Origin of the sequence: Acinetobacter nectaris CIP 110549, assembly GCF_000488215.1 — a bacterium.
GTDB lineage: Bacteria > Pseudomonadota > Gammaproteobacteria > Pseudomonadales > Moraxellaceae > Acinetobacter > Acinetobacter nectaris.
The window spans coordinates 1,036,606-1,053,485 of the sequence record NZ_KI530712.1 but is presented as its reverse complement, the minus strand read 5'-3'; the positions used below and the strand labels follow the sequence as shown (position 1 = coordinate 1,053,485).

General features: G+C 33.3%; 15 protein-coding genes and 2 pseudogenes. 9 read left to right on the top strand and 8 right to left on the bottom strand.

From position 1 onward, the window contains the following. Nucleotide 1 precedes the first annotated feature (1 nt). On the top strand, nucleotides 2–1,315 hold the full coding sequence (locus P256_RS05250) for an McrC family protein (RefSeq protein ID WP_023272647.1): 1,314 nt from the start codon (nucleotides 2–4) through the stop codon (nucleotides 1,313–1,315). Between the two features lie 225 nt (nucleotides 1,316–1,540). After that, entirely contained in the window at nucleotides 1,541–2,536 is a 996-nt protein-coding gene (locus tag P256_RS05245; protein WP_023272646.1) for a Fic family protein, read from the top strand. Nucleotides 2,537–2,730: 194 nt separating this feature from the next. Here P256_RS05245 and P256_RS05240 read toward each other — a convergent pair whose 3' ends face one another. Beyond that, nucleotides 2,731–3,567, bottom strand: a complete 837-nt coding sequence (locus P256_RS05240) for a TIGR02391 family protein (protein ID WP_023272645.1) — start codon at nucleotides 3,565–3,567, stop codon at nucleotides 2,731–2,733. 254 nt (nucleotides 3,568–3,821) lie between these two features. Here P256_RS05240 and P256_RS13500 point away from each other — a divergent pair. Beyond that, a pseudogene (locus tag P256_RS13500) lies at nucleotides 3,822–3,948 on the top strand (Fic family protein); the annotation flags it as partial. A gap of 85 nt (nucleotides 3,949–4,033) precedes the next feature. Here P256_RS13500 and P256_RS05235 read toward each other — a convergent pair. Continuing rightward, a complete protein-coding gene (locus P256_RS05235) occupies nucleotides 4,034–5,098 on the bottom strand; it encodes an alpha/beta hydrolase (protein ID WP_023272644.1) in 1,065 nt (354 codons plus the stop codon). A gap of 274 nt (nucleotides 5,099–5,372) precedes the next feature. On the opposite strand from P256_RS05235, the gene P256_RS05230 reads away from it, so the two are divergent. Further along, complete coding sequence (locus P256_RS05230) at nucleotides 5,373–6,557, top strand: MFS transporter (RefSeq protein ID WP_023272643.1); 1,185 nt, start codon at nucleotides 5,373–5,375, stop codon at nucleotides 6,555–6,557. A 72-nt stretch (nucleotides 6,558–6,629) separates the two neighbouring features. Here the strand turns inward: P256_RS05230 and P256_RS05225 are convergent, their stop codons facing one another. Then, on the bottom strand, nucleotides 6,630–7,607 hold the full coding sequence (locus tag P256_RS05225) for an alpha/beta hydrolase (RefSeq protein WP_023272642.1): 978 nt from the start codon (nucleotides 7,605–7,607) through the stop codon (nucleotides 6,630–6,632). A gap of 188 nt (nucleotides 7,608–7,795) precedes the next feature. Continuing rightward, a complete protein-coding gene (locus P256_RS05220; protein WP_023272641.1) occupies nucleotides 7,796–8,437 on the bottom strand; it encodes an NAD(P)H-binding protein in 642 nt (213 codons plus the stop codon). A 152-nt stretch (nucleotides 8,438–8,589) separates the two neighbouring features. Between P256_RS05220 and P256_RS05215 the strand changes: the two genes are divergently transcribed. After that, on the top strand, nucleotides 8,590–9,477 hold the full coding sequence (locus P256_RS05215) for a LysR family transcriptional regulator (RefSeq protein WP_023272640.1): 888 nt from the start codon (nucleotides 8,590–8,592) through the stop codon (nucleotides 9,475–9,477). A 285-nt stretch (nucleotides 9,478–9,762) separates the two neighbouring features. Here P256_RS05215 and P256_RS05210 read toward each other — a convergent pair whose 3' ends face one another. Next, nucleotides 9,763–11,064, bottom strand: coding sequence for a M20/M25/M40 family metallo-hydrolase (locus P256_RS05210; RefSeq protein ID WP_023272639.1), 1,302 nt, complete (start codon nucleotides 11,062–11,064; stop codon nucleotides 9,763–9,765). A 90-nt stretch (nucleotides 11,065–11,154) separates the two neighbouring features. Then, the gene (locus P256_RS05205) at nucleotides 11,155–11,523 is read right to left on the bottom strand and encodes a winged helix-turn-helix transcriptional regulator (protein ID WP_023272638.1); all 369 of its coding nucleotides are present in this window, start codon (nucleotides 11,521–11,523) and stop codon (nucleotides 11,155–11,157) included. Nucleotides 11,524–11,607: 84 nt separating this feature from the next. On the opposite strand from P256_RS05205, the gene P256_RS05200 reads away from it, so the two are divergent. The 4 genes and pseudogenes from P256_RS05200 to P256_RS13495 all read left to right on the top strand — a co-directional run bounded on the left by P256_RS05200 (nucleotide 11,608) and on the right by P256_RS13495 (nucleotide 15,227). Further along, nucleotides 11,608–12,009, top strand: a complete 402-nt coding sequence (locus P256_RS05200; RefSeq protein ID WP_023272637.1) for a DoxX family protein — start codon at nucleotides 11,608–11,610, stop codon at nucleotides 12,007–12,009. After that, nucleotides 12,006–12,647, top strand: a complete 642-nt coding sequence (locus P256_RS05195) for an NAD(P)-dependent oxidoreductase (protein WP_023272636.1) — start codon at nucleotides 12,006–12,008, stop codon at nucleotides 12,645–12,647. Before P256_RS05200 ends, P256_RS05195 begins: the two co-directional genes overlap by 4 nt. A gap of 529 nt (nucleotides 12,648–13,176) precedes the next feature. Next, nucleotides 13,177–13,632 (top strand): annotated as a pseudogene (locus P256_RS05190) (tyrosine-type recombinase/integrase); the annotation flags it as partial. Nucleotides 13,633–14,981: 1,349 nt separating this feature from the next. Then, complete coding sequence (locus P256_RS13495) at nucleotides 14,982–15,227, top strand: GNAT family N-acetyltransferase (RefSeq protein WP_407637982.1); 246 nt, start codon at nucleotides 14,982–14,984, stop codon at nucleotides 15,225–15,227. On the opposite strand, the gene P256_RS05185 is transcribed toward P256_RS13495, so the two are convergent. Both P256_RS05185 and P256_RS05180 read right to left on the bottom strand, forming a co-directional pair. After that, nucleotides 15,131–16,138, bottom strand: a complete 1,008-nt coding sequence (locus P256_RS05185) for an amidohydrolase family protein (RefSeq protein WP_023272634.1) — start codon at nucleotides 16,136–16,138, stop codon at nucleotides 15,131–15,133. The two genes, P256_RS13495 and P256_RS05185, sit on opposite strands and share 97 nt — an antisense overlap. Continuing rightward, nucleotides 16,132–16,854 carry an SDR family NAD(P)-dependent oxidoreductase gene (locus tag P256_RS05180; RefSeq protein ID WP_023272633.1) on the bottom strand — a complete coding sequence of 241 codons (723 nt, stop codon included), beginning with the start codon at nucleotides 16,852–16,854 and terminating at the stop codon, nucleotides 16,132–16,134. The genes P256_RS05185 and P256_RS05180 overlap by 7 nt, the downstream gene beginning before the upstream one ends. Nucleotides 16,855–16,880: the final 26 nt, after the last annotated feature.

Here is a 16,880-nt window from a genome sequence, read left to right as displayed (position 1 = left end):
TATGCCTGATCTGATTACAGTCAGAGAATATGCCTATATTAGTGTTGCTTATGTTGGGTGTCCTGAATCGACGATAGATCATGCTTATATTTCAGAGTCAGCATTTGAGTATTTGTGTGATTTATCTGCCTCATTTTCAAAGAATGGTGCCAAAATATTTGAATTGGCTGGGCGTAGAAAATTAAGGCTTGACCAATATGTCGGAGTAATTGAAACCAAGTGTGGTACTCGCATTGAAATATTACCAAAACATATTAGTCAAACGGTAGATGAGTCGATAGATAGTCTGGTTGAAAAAGAACGAGAACTATTGAAGAAAATGCTCCGAGTATCTTTACATCTACCTTATCGTGATGTGGGTGAAGCTAGTCTGAGTCGATTTAAACAACCGATTCATGAGTGGGTCATTGAACAGTTTCTTTATCATTTTGAAATACTAATTCAGCATGGATTGCGCTTTGATTATCAGCGTGTTCAAGAGGAACAAAAATACTTAAAAGGGCAGTTGCAGCATGTAAAATATATGCGGCAACCACCTGCAAAAAAACATATATTTCCAATTGAACATGATGTTTATGAAGTTAATCGTCCTGAAAATAGATTAATTAAAACGGCATTAGATCTTATTTGTAAAAAGACGAGCAGTCCTAAAAATTGGAAACTTGCTCAAGAACTTCGTTTGATGACTGGAGAAATTCCAAAGAGCCAAAACATTGCTCAAGATTTTAAGCAATGGCAATCTGGGCGATTACTTGCGCTTTATACTGATATCAAACCTTGGACAGAATTGATTCTAAGTGAATATATGCCTGTATCTACCCAAGGAAGCTGGCGTGGCATGAGCCTACTATTTCCTATGGAAAAACTTTTTGAACATTATGTTGCTTACCATTTACGCCGTGAATTAAAAGATTGGCAGGTAAGCACGCAAGTATCGAATCAGCATATTTGCTTATATGGTGATAACCCTATTTTTAGACTTCGCCCTGATATTTATATTCAGCATAAGCAAACTAAGCGAAAGATTGTGTTAGATACCAAATGGAAGCTCTTGGATCAGACTAATCGGGCTGGAAGATTTGGATTAAAAGATAGCGATATCCAGCAAATGTTTGCTTATAGTCACTATTATTTAGAGCATAGCAGTGAAGTTATTTTAGTTTACCCTTATCAATTAAATAAATTTGATAATGAAATTTCATTGAAATTTAATGTTGACAGTGGTGAGGCAATCCTAAGAGTCGTACCGTTTAATGTGGAAAAACCTGAAAATTTAATAAATAGCTGTATTAGTTCTGGCACAGTTTGTTTGTAGCGGTTAAAAGAATGTCCACATGGATGAAGCTTTATTTTGATACCTTTGACCTTTAGTGCTACTCATAATGAGTAGCACTAAGTAAAATATGATAAGAGCCTAAAACTTATAATTGAGTTTTAATCAGTGCATCGAGTTTTTAGTTTTTCCTAAGTTTGAAGATTACTTAATTTGTCTAGGCATTTGTAGGCTTCGCTCTAAAATTAATTTACAGGAGTAGTTATTGTGAACTACCAACCGCCTTATACCATCACATCTAAAATCATTCATCTGATTGCTCAGATTAGTGAGAACATAGGGCGTTTGACTGTTTTAGATGAAATCCAAGATAGTTTAAAACTCAGAAAAGCAAATCGTATTCGAACTATTCAAGGCTCATTAGCGATTGAAGGAAATACATTAAGTACTGAACAAATCACAGCAATTTTAAATGGAAAGCCTATCATTGCGCCACCTAAAGAAATTCAGGAGGTTCGCAATGCGATTAAAGCTTATGACGCATTTCAAAAATGGCAACCTAGTCTTGCATCTGATTTGCTTGAAGCACATCAAGTGTTAATGGCAGGGTTAATTGATGAGGTTGGACAATACCGTCAAGGTGGAGTCGGGGTAATGTCTGGTGGTCAAGTAATACATATGGCACCACCAGCAACTCAAGTCCCTCGTTTAATGAGTGATTTATTACAGTGGCTTGGAGAAAGTCAAGAACATCCACTTATTCAAAGTTCGATATTTCATTACGAGTTTGAGTTTATACATCCTTTTGCAGATGGTAATGGGCGAATGGGAAGACTTTGGCAAACCTTAATACTGAGTCAATGGCATCCAATTTTTATAAATATTCCTGTTGAAAGCTTAATTTATCAAAATCAGAGAGCCTATTACGATGCTTTACAAGCAAGTACAAATCAGACTGATTCAGCTCCCTTTATTGAATTTATCTTGCAAATGATTTTAGATGCGATTTCAAATTCAAATATGACCGCTCAAGTTGGCGATCAAGATACCGCTCAAGCTAATGAGTATGTAAGTCAACTGATTAATAAAATGCAAAAAGGAAAAGAATATAGTCTGGTTGAGCTTATGGACTTAGTTCGCCTTTCACATAGAGCGACATTTCAAAAAAACTATTTAAATCCTGCTATTGAAAGTCATTTAATAGAAAGAACAGTGCCTGATAAACCGAAAAGTCCAAAGCAAAAATATAGGTTAATTGCATAAGATTTAGTTGAATATTAATAGGATCATACCATCGTACTTATATTCGATATCTTTTATTAGGCCAGCACTGCCCCAAATTTCTTACCAATAAGAATTAGAGTTTTATCTTTTGTAGATATGGTTGGCCTTTTGAAAATTTATATTTAAAAGAAGTATAAGTATAAAGTTGTTCAAGTTTAACTCGAGCTTTAGATTTATTTGTCAGAAATAATTGAGATTGCTTCTTCTTCGAGTAAATATAGTTCGTTAATCAATAAAAACTCACGATACTGATGAACTAAGGTTTCCTCTTTTTCACGGTGAGCTCTGGCATTACGGAATGCCATATACGTGCCTTTAAATAACTCTGCTCTACCATTTATCTCAGAATGATCAGGTACGTCCCAAGTTAATAAGGCATTTTTACCTTGAAAAGCTTGTTCAAACAGTTTTTTACTAGATTCATTGATATTTGTACGTTCTCTAATGATATCTTCTAAGCGTTTATATGCCTTGCTTAATGCTGAATCTGGATCTTGTTTAAATAGTAGAGCAAGATCAAAAATTCTGTCATCAATAATTGAATACGGTAACTCTAATGGGTAGTAACGTTTTTGCTTTAATGCTTGATTAACTTCACCCTCGAAAGAATAAATATAGTCATGTAAACGGATAGGACGGATGATTTTTTGTTGGAAAATGAAATCGATATCTTGATCAGTCAATAATGATTTATTTAGCTTATTAAGAATCTTTGATGGGATGAGTACTTCTTCTATATCGATTTGATGTCTTCTTAAGACTGCTAGTGCTTTTGCGAGTCCTTTTGGGGCCTCACCTGAATAACCCGATGCAAAACCTGATCGAATAATGTAGTACTTGCCAAATTGATCTTTAAATATAAATGCATGAGACTGCTCACTTGTGAGCAAACGTACATCAGTGAAATCTACATTTGTCTGGATTAAATTGCAAAGACTATAGAGACATGTTTCTGTTACTCCAGCTTGAGCGAAGTAATCGATGTGGTAATAGTTTTCAGTTTTAAACATTTTTAAAAATTAATAAATAGTTGTTTGAAATATGATGGGGTAAATGAGATTAGAAATCTAGAGTTTAAAGAGCAAATTTGATGGGATGTTTGGGAGCGTTAATTTGACTCGTTCACCTAAAATTATCATTGTATTATTATTAGTATTAAAAATGCACTTACTACTACTCATAAGTGCGAGCAAAGAGAAATATATTCAAGATTTGAGTTACAGCACTAAAAAACTTGATAGGGTTTAAATCATCGAGAACAGCATTGAGATTGGTTAATCTTTCACATCGGGCAACATTTCAAAAAATATTTGAACCTTGCTATTGAAAGTAACTTAATAAAACGAACAGTCCCAGAGGAACTGAAAATTCCAAAACCTAGATATAAATGAGAGCTATGATTAATTCTGTATTTAATTTTCAAGATGAATGAAAAGAGCTATATACTTTTGAGTATACAGCTCTTAGATGATTAATTTACTTTAGATTATTTTTAAAGAAAGAAGTTAATTTATCAAATGGAATGAGATTAACACGATCATATAGGTCAACATGTCCTGCACCTTTAACATAATATAATTCTTTAGGCTCACCAGCATGTTTATATGCATCTTCACTAAACTCTTTTGAATGTGCTTGATCACCTGTTATGAATAACATTGGGCGAGGTGAAATCGTTTCAATATCATTAAATGGATAGAAATTCATAAACTTCACATTACTTGTTAAAGTAGGATGAGTTGTCCCAAGAGGATCAGCACCTTTAGGAGTAAACTCTCCTCTTGGAGTACGGTAAAAGTCATAGAACTCACGTTGAATAGCAGGAGTGTCTGCTGTTAGTTTATGAACTGTACCACTGGTATAAGCTGGCTTTTGACGCTCAAACTCTTTATAACGTTGAGCTGCAGCTTCTGCAATAATTTGTTTTCTTTGCTCGATACTTAAAGAATGATTTAAAGCATTGCGGTTAGCAGCACCCATATCATACATGCTTACAGTTGCAATCGCTTTCATACGTGGATCAATTTTAGCCGCACTAATTACAAAACTCCCACTACCACAAATTCCTAAAACACCAATTTTCTCAGGATTAATAAAATTGCGAGTTCCTAAGTAATCAACAGCAGCACTAAATGCTTCTGCATATATATCTGGTGCCACTGCATTTCTTGGGCTACCTTCACTTTCTCCCCAAAATGATTGGTCGATCGCTAATGTGACAAATCCTTGTTCTGCAAGTTTTTGTGCATAAAGCATAGAGCTTTGCTCTTTTACTGCACCCATTGGACTTCCTATAATAATTGCAGAAGATTTTGTATTTTTACTTAGATTTTTAGGTAAAACTAAATTACCAACTATCTTCATTCCATATTGGTTCTTAAAAGAAACTTTCTTGATAATGATTTGGTTGCTTTGATAAAAGTTATTTGCACCATTTGACATATCTGCTGCCATTACAGATGCTGATGAAAATAGGCTGACCGTAGCTGTAATTGCTGCTGTTAAAGCAATGTGACGGAGTTTTTGAAGATTTATTTGCATTCTTAATATCCTTAAAATTACTGACAAAAATATGATATTGAGGTCATTTTACTAATCTTAGGGGACACAAATTAGTCCATAAAAACATAATAGACTTATGATTTTTACTCATTAATAAAGCATTTTTTGATGAAGTGATAAGCAAAAAATAATGTTTATTTTATTTTTATAAAGCTAATTCATGAATTAAATACATGACTCTATTCGATTTAAGCAACTTATTCTTATTTAAGATTATTCTTATAATTATATTTTCTTTATATTGAGAATAAAGATGCCTAGTACTTTAAATAAGGATAAGAGGCTGGAAAGGCCTGCTTATTGGAGTGGTGTATTTGCAATGGCTTTATGTGTTTTTGCATTAATTGCTTCTGAATTTATGCCAGTTAGTCTATTGACTACAATTGCTCAAGATTTACATATTACAGAAGGATTAGCTGGGCAGGGAATTACTGTTTCGGGTTTTTTTGCTGTAATAACAAGTTTAACAATATCCTATCTAGCTAAAGAAATAGATAGAAAACATTTATTGTTAGTCCTAACAGCAATAATGGCTATTTCAGGGCTTATTGTTTCTTTGGCTCAGAATTATACGATGTATATGATTGGTCGTGCATTCATTGGAGTGGTAATAGGTGGTTTTTGGTCTTTGTCTGTTGCTATAGCCATGCGATTAGTCTCAGAATCTGATGTCCCTAGAGCTTTAGCAATATTTAATGGAGGAAATGCTTTAGCAATGGTTGTTGCTGCACCTTTAGGAAGTTACTTGGGAGCTATTATTGGCTGGCGAGGTGCTTTCTTTTGTTTGGTTCCTATAGCTGTTTTGACTTGGGTTTGGCAGTTCTTTAGCTTACCTTCAATGCCACAAAAAATCTCGCAGAAAGCTGTCAAACAACCATCTATTATAAGTTTATTTAGAAACTCTATAGTCACAGTTGGAATGCTTTCAGTTAGTCTTTTTTTTATGGGGCAGTTTGCACTCTATACTTATGTAAGACCTTTTCTAGAAACAGTAACTAAAGTTGATGTATCTAAGTTATCTCTAATTTTATTAGGTATTGGAGTAATGGGTTTGATAGGTACAAGTGTTGTAAATCTATTCTTGAAAAGGAAATTCTACACAACATTGATTATGATACCTATGATCATGGCAACGATTGCTTTAGCACTTATCTTTTTTGGTATGCAGCAAGTCGCGGTGGCGATATTACTTGGCTTATGGGGACTTTTAGCAACAGCATCACCTGTTGGGTGGTGGAGTTGGCTAGCTCGTACATTACCTGATGATGCTGAACTTGGAGGAGGGCTAATGGTTGCTGTTGTACAATTGGCTATTGCTTTAGGTTCTACCATAGGAGGTATTCTTTTTGACTATAGTGGATATCAGTTGGCTTTTGCAGTGAGTGCTATAATTTTAACGATATCATCTATCTTGACAGTATATTTAGCAAAAAAATAAAATAGCAATGATATTTTTCTAAGATATATTAACCTCTACAAAGTTCATGAAGAACTTTGTAGAGGTTGTCTATTATTTGAGGTTTTTATTAAAAAAGTCAGTAATTCTATCAAATGGAATGATATCAACACGGTCGTAAAGATCAGTATGGTTTGCATTAGGAATGATTAGTAATTCTTTAGGTTCAACCGCTTCGTTATAAGCAGTTTCACTGAAATAACGAGAATGGGCATTTTCCCCATGAATAAATAAAATCGGTCTTGGAAATATTTCTTTAATATAAGTTAAAATTGGCATATTCATGAATGATAATGGTGTTGTTAGCGACCATGAGGCATTTGAATTAATTGCACGTGGGTGAAAACCGCGCGGAGTTTTATAATAGTCGGCATACTCTACTACAAACTGAGGTTCGCCTCCTTTTAGTTCTAAAGATGTTGGTCCATAAGCGGTCGTACCGTTTTTTGCATCCTCCCAGCGTTGTTGGTTCAATTTTTCGAGTGTTTGGGTACGCTGTTCAAGGGTTACACTGTCATTATAACCTTTAGACATTAAACGTGTCATATCATACATAGTGCTCGTTACAACGGCTTTAATACGTTTATCTATGGCTGTTGCATTAAGGGCCATTCCACCCCAACCACATATTCCGACTATACCAATTTGGTCTTGGTCAACGTTAGTTTGAATACCAATAAAGTCTACTGCTGCACTAAAGTCTTCCGTGTTGATATCGGGAGAAGCAATATTTCTCGGTTCACCTGTACTTTCACCTGTATAAGATGGGTCAAATGCAAGTGTAATAAAGCCTCGTTCAGCAAGTGTTTGTGCATAAAGTCCAGAAGATTGTTCTTTTACTGCACCAAAAGGACCGCTGATAATAATAGCAGGTATTTTTTCCTGTATTTCTTTAGGTTGATATAGGTCAGCCACTAATGTAATGCCATAACGATTTTTAAATGTTACTTTGCAATGATCTAATTTTGAGTTCTTTGAGAAGGTCTTATCCCATTTTTGCTCTAGTTCTACGTTTGGAGTTATTGAGGTCATTTACTTTGCCTTAATATTTAATTGGATGATTATTGGATACTTGATTCTTACTTTTGTTTTTATAAAAAACTTCAAAGTAGAAATAAGGTTGCTCACATATTTATTATGAAAATTTATTGATAAAGATAAACTACTAAACATGGGATAGTATTATGAGCGATTTTCATGAATTTTCTAACAAGAAGTATTTATTGGTATGCTAAAGGTTTTGTACCATCAGTATTTGGTTGACTGACACCAATATTTTTTCTAGTTTGAATAGATGGATCTTTTATAATATCTACAATAATTTTAGCGATACTCGCTCTGGAAGTCTCCGTCCCTTTAAAGGGTTCTCCTTTATAGGTCAGCTCAAATGTTTCTATGGGTTTATTTGTAAGCCAGATAGGACGTAAGATTGTATATTGTAATTGTGATGACTCAATAAGATTTGCTGCTTTTAAATTAATTGGTCGAGTATATCCGACCATTTTTTTGTCCCAAGAGTTGAATGGTTCGGGTAATTCATCATAAATTCCACCTGCATTAATCGCAATTAATCTTTCAATGCTATTGTATTGCATTGCTTGTATGATGTTACTAGTCTTGATGTCTAAATCCAGTCCACCTAATGTACTAACTATAATATTTTGGCCTTGCATAGCTTTTTTAAGATCATTTATATTGAGAGCATCACCTTGAACATAATTAATCTTTGGATGGGTGAAAGTAAGATTATCGTTCATATTTCTAATAAATAGGGTAATCCCTATGTTATCTTGATTTAATAGTCTAGGAATAATTTCTTGGGATGTATGGCCATTTGCCCCCAATATAAGAACTTTCTTCACTTTAAATTTCCAATAAGTAGTTAATGCTCAATACATATAAGATAGATAAATCGCTTTAGAAGATTAAGTAACGAAAGTAGAATTTAGTTATGAGAAAAATTCATTAATAAATAGTTTTACTTTAGATGTTTTATAGTGAGAGGTAGTGGTATATGAGAGATAACTATAATGATTTATACGCATTTTTAATGGTAACAAGGGAAGGTAGTTTTACAAAGGCAGCAGGTAAATTGGGAGTATCTCAATCTGCTTTAAGTCACACAATTCGTGGTTTGGAAGAGCGTTTAGGAATGCTGTTGCTTACAAGAACAACAAGAAGTGTATCGCCAACAGAGGCAGGAGAGCGATTAAGAGAAACAATTAGTACTAGTTTTGATCATATTGATAATGAACTTACTTTATTAACGAAACTTAGAGATAGCCCAGCAGGTACAGTAAGAATTAATGCAAGTAACCATGCGATCAAACAAATTTTACTACCTAAACTCCAAAAAATATCTGAACTTTATCCTGATATTAATATTGAGTTAACTGCAAATAGTGGAATGGTCGATATTGTTGCAGAACGTTTTGATGCTGGTGTGCGATTTGGTAGTAAAGTTGCAGATGGAATGATTGCAGTACGTATAGGCCCTGATGTGAAAATGGTTGCTGTGGCAACACCTGAGTATTTCAGGAAGAAAGGGACTCCTGAAACACCACAAGATTTATATAATCATTCTTGTATTGGGTTTAGGTTGACAAGTGGTGGTGGAGTATATGCTTGGGAGTTTGAGCATGAAGGTTTAGAGATTAAAATTAAAATTACAGGTCAATGGATTTTTAATGAGTCTTATCATAGTGCTGATGCTGTACGATTGGGTTTAGGAATTGCGTATATTCCTGAAGATATGGTTCAACAAGACCTATTAGATGGTAAGTTAATTAAGGTACTTGAAAAATATAGTATTCAATTTAAAGGCTATCATCTCTATTATCCTCATCGTAGACAGCAATCTCCTGCTTTAAAACTTGTAGTTGATGCTTTACGATATACTTAAAAAAATTACTCGAGCCTAACTACTGTAGTTATATAACTAGTTGCTAGAATAGACGAAATTTGTCTAGGAGAGTGGTGGCAGTTCACATAACTCTAAAAGTGAGAATTAACTTTTAGATTACAAAAATGTAATTAAAGGTTTAAGATAGAATGTATATTTAGTTAGTGTAAAGTATGGAAAATTATAATTAGATAAAAGACAGGAGCAACAATCTTTTATCGCTCCCGTTATGTAGTTTATAGTTGTTCCTTCAGAAGAAAATTCTAATGAGAAAATATTAAAAACTTAAAAATTTGGATAATTTTTTAAAAAAATAGCTGTTCGGTTGGTTACCGTTTCTAGAGAGTCTAAATCTATAGTTTCTTTTTCCGTATGTGCTCCTGTGCCCCAAGGACCTAATCCATCAATAGCTCCTTCCATATATTTACTGATATATGATATGTCAGCCCCACCTCTATCATTTGATGGAACAGCACTTAAGCTTTTATGTGTCAGATTTTTATTTATTTGATTGAATGACTCTAATAAATCTTTATTTGCAGAAGTTTCTGCCATAGTAGGTATAATATCTTTAAAAGATATTGTGGTTTCGGTAAGAGGTAAATTATTTAATGTAATTCTAGTCATTATTTTTTTTGCATAGTCTCTTTGATTCTCATTAAGGTACCTAATATCTCCATGTGCTATAGCATTGTTTGAGACGATTGTTTTTTTACCATCAACTTTACCACTACCTTGTTCTATATCTTCGATAGGGTGTGATCCTCCTAGCAGAATGCCTGGATTTATAGTTAATCCATTTGTGTGAGATAATTCTTTTTGAATTTCATTAAGGGTATTAGCTATAGCAAAAATGGCACCATAACCAACATCTTTTTCAAAGATACGCGATGAATGAGATTGCTTTCCTGAACTATTTATGTACCATTCTGATAATCCTCTACGATTTGTAATTAATTGATTATCATTGAGTGCAAACTCAAAACCTAAAGCGATAGAATTGTCTTTGGCAACATCTATTAAAGACTTTCTAGAAATATCGGTTGGTTTTGCAGCTAGCTCTTCATCACCTACCAGTACAATAGTAATATTTTTATTTTTTAACTCATTGATATGATCAAGCGCTTTTAAAGCATAGATGATGGTTACGATACCGCCTTTATCATCTATTACACCTGGCCCTTTTGCAAATTTTTTCTTGTCATCAATATATTCAAACTTTTGGAAGCTACTATCAGATGGAAATACTGTATCTAGATGAGCAATAACTAAAAATTTTTCTTTAGAAGAACTATTATTTGTTTTGGTTGCAATTAAGCTTCCAGCATGCTTCATACCTTCTGGTAATTCTTTCCATTCAACTTTAAATCCTAGATTCTCTAGGAGTGGCTTAACTTTTTCCCCAACAGCTATGACACCTTGTTTATTCTCTGTACCACTATTTATATCGACAAGCTCTTTGAGTAACGATATTTGTTCATTTTTTTTATCTTTTGTATAGGAGATAATATCTTGATTATCCTTTATATCAGCAAATACATATTGAGAAATACTTAGTAAAGACGCTAAAAGAAAATACTTATTCATAAGAAAGATTTAGATGATTAATAAAATTGAAGGTAATTCATGTATATATCATAAAACATAATAATTGTGATGAATTTATCATTTTAAATATTATTGCTTAGTTGGTCGTCCAACTGAGATTTTATTGATAACAGTAGTATCCTTATGCTTTATCCACCATTTAGTAAGTTCTCTCATTGTGGGTTCAAGTCCTTTAGCTTTAGCTGTAATTGAATATTCTACACGGGGTGGCACTTCAGCATAGACCTTTCGAGATATAAGTCCATCAGCTTCTAGCTCACGTAATTTAGTAGTTAGCATATGTTGAGTAATTCCAGGAATTCCTTTTTTTAACTCTCCAAATCTATAAATCTTTTGATTAAGTAGCCACATAATTTCTAACTTCCACTTTCCTGAAAGTATATTAAAGGCTCTACGCATTTCTTCATGCATATTTACGTCATTAGTCTTATTTTCCATACTAATATCCAGTATTTAATCCTACTTGTATTTTTTTATATTAAACGACATTCTAGTGTCTAGTCGAGATAAAAGAGTTGTCAAATGATAAATATTTATTGGATCACTACATTTTTACTAAGTCTCTTGTACTTAGTTTCAGCAGTAACTTATATTATTAAAAATGATTGGGTTAAAAAAACCATTATCAGTTTTGGATATCCTCCATACCTAGTGCCACTATTAACATTAGTTAAAATACTTGCTGTTATCGCAATTATCTCCCGAGTGAGCGTAATGCTAAGTGATTTAGCTTATGCAGGTATGCTATTTCACTTAATTTTGTCTGGTTTAGCCCATATAGGAGTACGTAAGCCTCGTGGAGCAATACCAGCAGTTATAGGAGTAGTTTTACTAGTTACATCATTTTCTCTGCAAAATACTGCACGATCTCCAGCATCTCCATACGGTTTGTTTAGCTTAAATCATGTAGGGGATATCAAATGAAAATAACGTTATTTGGTGCAACAGGGAAAACAGGAGCCTATCTTATAAAAGAAGGCCTTAAACGTGGTTTTGAATTAACAGTATTTTGTCGGTCTAATACAATATTTGATCATCCTAATATTAAAATTATTAGAGGAGATATAAATGATCGTATTGCACTAGCTAAAGCTATTCATGGTGCAGATGCTGTTTTATCAGCACTTGGCCCTACAAAGTTAAATCATTCAGGTAATAAGCCTATTGGAACAGCTATGCATACGATAATATCTGTAATGAAGCAGGAATCTGTGCATCGATTAATTGCAATTTCAACAGGTACAGCAGCTGATCCAAATGATACTTTTGATGTAAAAGTTTGGTTCCCAGCAAAAATTATCCAATTTGTTATGCCTAATGCATATAAGGACATTATAGAGTTAGCAAAAGTTATTCGTCATTCTGATATTCAATGGACTATGGCGAGAGTAGCTATTTTAAAGAGCACTACACCTTCACAGAAATTGAATATCGGATATTATGGACATACACATCACTCTATGACTATTTCACGTAGTGATGTTGCTATATTTATGTATGATCAACTTCTAAACGATACATATTTGAAGCAAGCACCAGGAATTAGCCAGCAGTCACTTTAACTAATTCAATGAATTAAAGGTATAACAAAAAGTTAACTATGAATTTGAAAGTTTAGTATAAGTAATAAAATTTGGTATTTGGATGATATATGCAGTTAGTTTTTGTACCTAAGTTTATAGGTAGAGCATCTTTAAGTTATAATTTCTTAATTGATTATTGAACGTTAAACTATTCCTATTTTATGTATAGTTCAAATCCTATATATGGATTTGAATAGTGTATTATCGGTGTTAAATTCCTTATAAATACTTTGGGGTAATAATTGGGTAAAATATTCTTTGATTTTTAATAAATATATTTAATATCAATGTCTTATTACTTTAGTTAAACTGACGCCATCTCCACCATATACTTAAACTTATATGCTCTAATATGAAAAATGTAAGTTATAAAGCCTTGATTCTTAACGGATTAAGGCTTTTTTTATGCCTAAACATAGTGTTATATGGGTTTATATAGAATTATATAGTATTGCCTAGCTTGCTTGTATCATTGAATATTTATTGAAACCGCTGTGATACAAGAAAAATGAAAAGAACCCAAATTAAGAAGCGACCAATGGCAGATACGACATTGGCAAGCCTTGAGTCTGAGGATAAGGATTATCGGGATCTAGACGGCAACGGTTTATATTTTTTCGTACAAAAGAATGGTAACAAGTCATGGCAACTTAGATATAAAAAACCGTGTGGCAGGTGGTCATGGCTAGGCATTGGTGGCTATCCCGACATAGGCGGACAGCTTGCAAGAAAGAAAGCTCAAGACTTTATGATAGACATAGGCAAGGGTGAGAACCCAGTCATTACCAAGCAACAGCGTAAAAGAAAAGAACTAGAAGAGAATACGGCGACATTTGAAGCCTTAGCGAAAGAAGAATGGCTTACAACAAAACAAGGTAAGTGGGTAGATACCACCATGAGCCGTAATAGGGGAGCATTAGAAAAACATATATTTCCGACCTTTGGTAAACGGCTATTTGCATCATCGTGTTTTGATACATTCAAAATGTAGAGTTTTGCTGAGTTGGTACTTCAGAAAACTTCAGTTTTGATTTCAAGTTTTATCAAGTCCAAAGGTGGGGTTTTGTGAGGTTCTAATGTTGGGTTTTGTGGGGTTCTAATACAGGGTTGTTCTCATTAGTCATAAGTAACGAGCTTCTTTAGTATTACTCAACTAAAAATATTATAAATGAGATTAGTTTTATATGTGATAACAATTAAAAAACCTAACACTGAATAAATAACATATCTGAATATGCTGTCGCTTACATTATTTTGAATATACCTATCTGCAATAATTGCCAAGACAAAAAGAAAGAGAGTCAGCATTTGTATTGTCTAGCTTTGTTTTAACAGTATTTATAATAGGTATGATTATGGGTAAAGTGAAATCTTTTAGCCCTTTTATATAAAAATGTTGGATTATTTGAGTTTCTCTCATTCGTCATAAATAACGAGCTAGCTTTTAAAAGTCAGGTTTTGTCATGTTTCGTTAGATCGTCAAAAGTAAATATCAGGTTTTTTAAGGCTCTACTAGGTGTATGAGTCCTAAGTACAAAACGCACTTTTGCGCTTTGCTTACTTATCAATGATATAGGGGGTAACCATTTCAGTTATCCCCCTTTTTTTTGCTTTACAGCATCATAGTAATTATTTGATTCAAAGCTATATCATATATGGCTTACATGGGTTTTTAATACTTTCACCTTGTATAACTACGTATAACAAAAACATGAAACCTTACCGTAATCTTACCGTCCTATGACCTCGTTAAACCTTGGGGTAATCTTGGGGTTCTTTTTGATTGGATTCTAAATCAGACCAAGACCTATAAATAAGAGTTTCGATACAAATACGCGCGCGAGGACATTTACTCCAAAATTAAGCAAAACCTTATAGTAATCTTAGGATCTTTTTTGGTATTTACCAAAATACATTGAGTATCAATACTTAACCTTAGAATTAACCTCTAAGCATATAAAAGTTAACTTTTTTAAAATCACATTTTTTTTATGAGTGGGATAGGGTGAGGTGTCCAAACCTAAAGGGGTGACATGAAATGTATACCCCTATTATGAGCATTGGTATTTTTATTAGTGTCTTAATGAAAACTGTTGGTACATAAGGCTTATATCTTGATTAAGCCATTAATCCAAGATTTCCAAAGAAAAGTAGATAAAAAGAGATTTAAAAGATAGCCTCATCATGTATGGGCTTTTTGAATAACAAGTCTTGGTAGGTTCTAACCTCTAGTTTTCCCTAGCTCTAATATCAGTAGCATTTAAAATTTATGTTTATTTGAATAGTCCCTTATATAGGAGTCATTTTTATTAGATTGGAGAGGAGTTTTGGGGGAAAGGTATCGTGACTCAAGCAGTCAAGAGAGCTATTGAATTTGTTTTTCAAAAGCTTCACTTAGTAAGGTTGGAAATATTTGTACTCACTTGGAACATTAGCTTTATAGAGTCTTACAGAATTGGTGACTATTCATTTTTACATTCTGTTAGGCGTATCCAATTAGCATGGGTGAAATTGGATAAGTCTTCATCAGATAAACTGCACTCATTTAAGAAACTTTGAATCTCATATTTTGATTTATGTTGGTATGGGTAGTCCGTAGAGAATAAAATTCTTCTTTTACCAACAATTTGAGCCGCTCTTTCTAAATAATCAGGCAAAAACATACCACTAGCTGTTACATATAGATTTTTCCTAAAGTATTCATTAATTGGTTTATTAAGTTTAGCTATAGATTTCATAGTACATAAACGTTCAACATAAAACAGTATCATCTCTCCCCAATGCCCTAGAATCATCTGTAATTCAGGAAAACGGTCAAAAATACCTGATAGTAGTAACCGTATAAATTGTAAACCTGTATCATAGTGCCAACCTAAACCATAAGTTGCTATAGCAGTATCTAAATCTGGACTTAAATTACTATAATAAGTTTTACATATATCTTGAGGGGGAGTTCTAGGGTGAAGGAATATAGGAACTTTTAGGTTATTGGCACTTTCAAATATTGGTAGAAAGTCAGAATGATCTAGATTCTTATTATTTATCCTTCCACTTAGCATAACACCTTTGAAGCCTAAAGTTTTAATGCAGTATTCTAGCTCTAAAGCTGCTTGCTCTGGATCTGATACAGGTAAGGTGGCAAACCCTTGAAAACGATTTGGATAACGGGCAATAGCTTCAGCAACCGCATCGTTACACCGTCGGGAAATATCTTTTGCTATTTCTGCCTTTATATCATGTAATGCCGGTGTTGTAAGTGATAAGACTTGAATATCTACACCTGCATCATCCATTAATGAAATACGAGCTTTGGATAAATTTAGTAGACGCTCACCAATTATTCCTAGATTATGTATTAAGCTAGGATCTGATCTAGATAGCCCTATATCATTCCAAATTTTTTGTACTTCTTTAGTTATGAAATGTTCTTCAATAGCAATTAGATGCAAAGGAGATCGATTATTTACCATGGGATAGTTTTTCCAAAGCGATCAAGAAAATGCAATCCTGAGCCTTTATTACTTTCTTCTATAATATTAACAATATTTGGAATAGTCTCTTCTAAACTAAAAGGAGCATTATTTCCTCCTAATTCAGTACGAATCCATCCTGGTGCAAGTAGTAAAAATGATCTTTGAGGATATTTTTCGCCCTCTCGTATAGCATAGCTTCGCATGTATTGATTTAGTGCTGCCTTAGTACCGCGATAGACTTCTTTACCGCCAATATTATTATTACTAATACTACCTTGCCCTGAAGACATCACACCAATTAATCCATTTGGTTTTACTAAGTCTTGCATAACGTTGATTGTTCGCATTGGTGCTAAAGCATTAGTAACCATTAAGTGAATAAATTCCTCGGTACTAACCTCAGAAATTGTCTCATTTTGATTTTTATTTGCTGTTCCAGTATTAACAAATAAAACATCAAATTTTTGATTTATAAGATTTTTATATAAAATATTTGCTTGAGAAACATTAGTTATATCTAACTTCTCAATAGTTAAAGATTCTGGATATTGTTCAGATAATTTTTTTAATTTTATATTATCTGTATTACGGACAGTAGCTGTTACTAACCAATTTCTTTTTAGAAACTCTTCAGTCATTGATAGACCAATTCCACGCGATGTACCAACTAATAAAACATGTGGTGTTATAGAAGAAAATTTTGCTTTAGGCATATTATATCTGATTCAAAGTGGATGAG

Excerpts from the sequence above, each read along its gene's own strand:
- P256_RS05225 (WP_023272642.1), bottom strand. The coding sequence starts at position 7,607 with ATGACCTCAATAACTCCAAACGTAGAACTAGAGCAAAAATGGGATAAG.
- P256_RS05235 (WP_023272644.1), bottom strand. The coding sequence starts at position 5,098 with ATGCAAATAAATCTTCAAAAACTCCGTCACATTGCTTTAACAGCAGCA.
- P256_RS05210 (WP_023272639.1), bottom strand. The coding sequence starts at position 11,064 with ATGAATAAGTATTTTCTTTTAGCGTCTTTACTAAGTATTTCTCAATAT.
- P256_RS05195 (WP_023272636.1), top strand. The coding sequence starts at position 12,006 with ATGAAAATAACGTTATTTGGTGCAACAGGGAAAACAGGAGCCTATCTT.
- P256_RS05250 (WP_023272647.1), top strand. The coding sequence starts at position 2 with ATGCCTGATCTGATTACAGTCAGAGAATATGCCTATATTAGTGTTGCT.
- P256_RS05215 (WP_023272640.1), top strand. The coding sequence starts at position 8,590 with ATGAGAGATAACTATAATGATTTATACGCATTTTTAATGGTAACAAGG.
- P256_RS05230 (WP_023272643.1), top strand. The coding sequence starts at position 5,373 with ATGCCTAGTACTTTAAATAAGGATAAGAGGCTGGAAAGGCCTGCTTAT.
- P256_RS05205 (WP_023272638.1), bottom strand. The coding sequence starts at position 11,523 with ATGGAAAATAAGACTAATGACGTAAATATGCATGAAGAAATGCGTAGA.
- P256_RS05200 (WP_023272637.1), top strand. The coding sequence starts at position 11,608 with ATGATAAATATTTATTGGATCACTACATTTTTACTAAGTCTCTTGTAC.
- P256_RS05240 (WP_023272645.1), bottom strand. The coding sequence starts at position 3,567 with ATGTTTAAAACTGAAAACTATTACCACATCGATTACTTCGCTCAAGCT.
- P256_RS05185 (WP_023272634.1), bottom strand. The coding sequence starts at position 16,138 with ATGGTAAATAATCGATCTCCTTTGCATCTAATTGCTATTGAAGAACAT.
- P256_RS05180 (WP_023272633.1), bottom strand. The coding sequence starts at position 16,854 with ATGCCTAAAGCAAAATTTTCTTCTATAACACCACATGTTTTATTAGTT.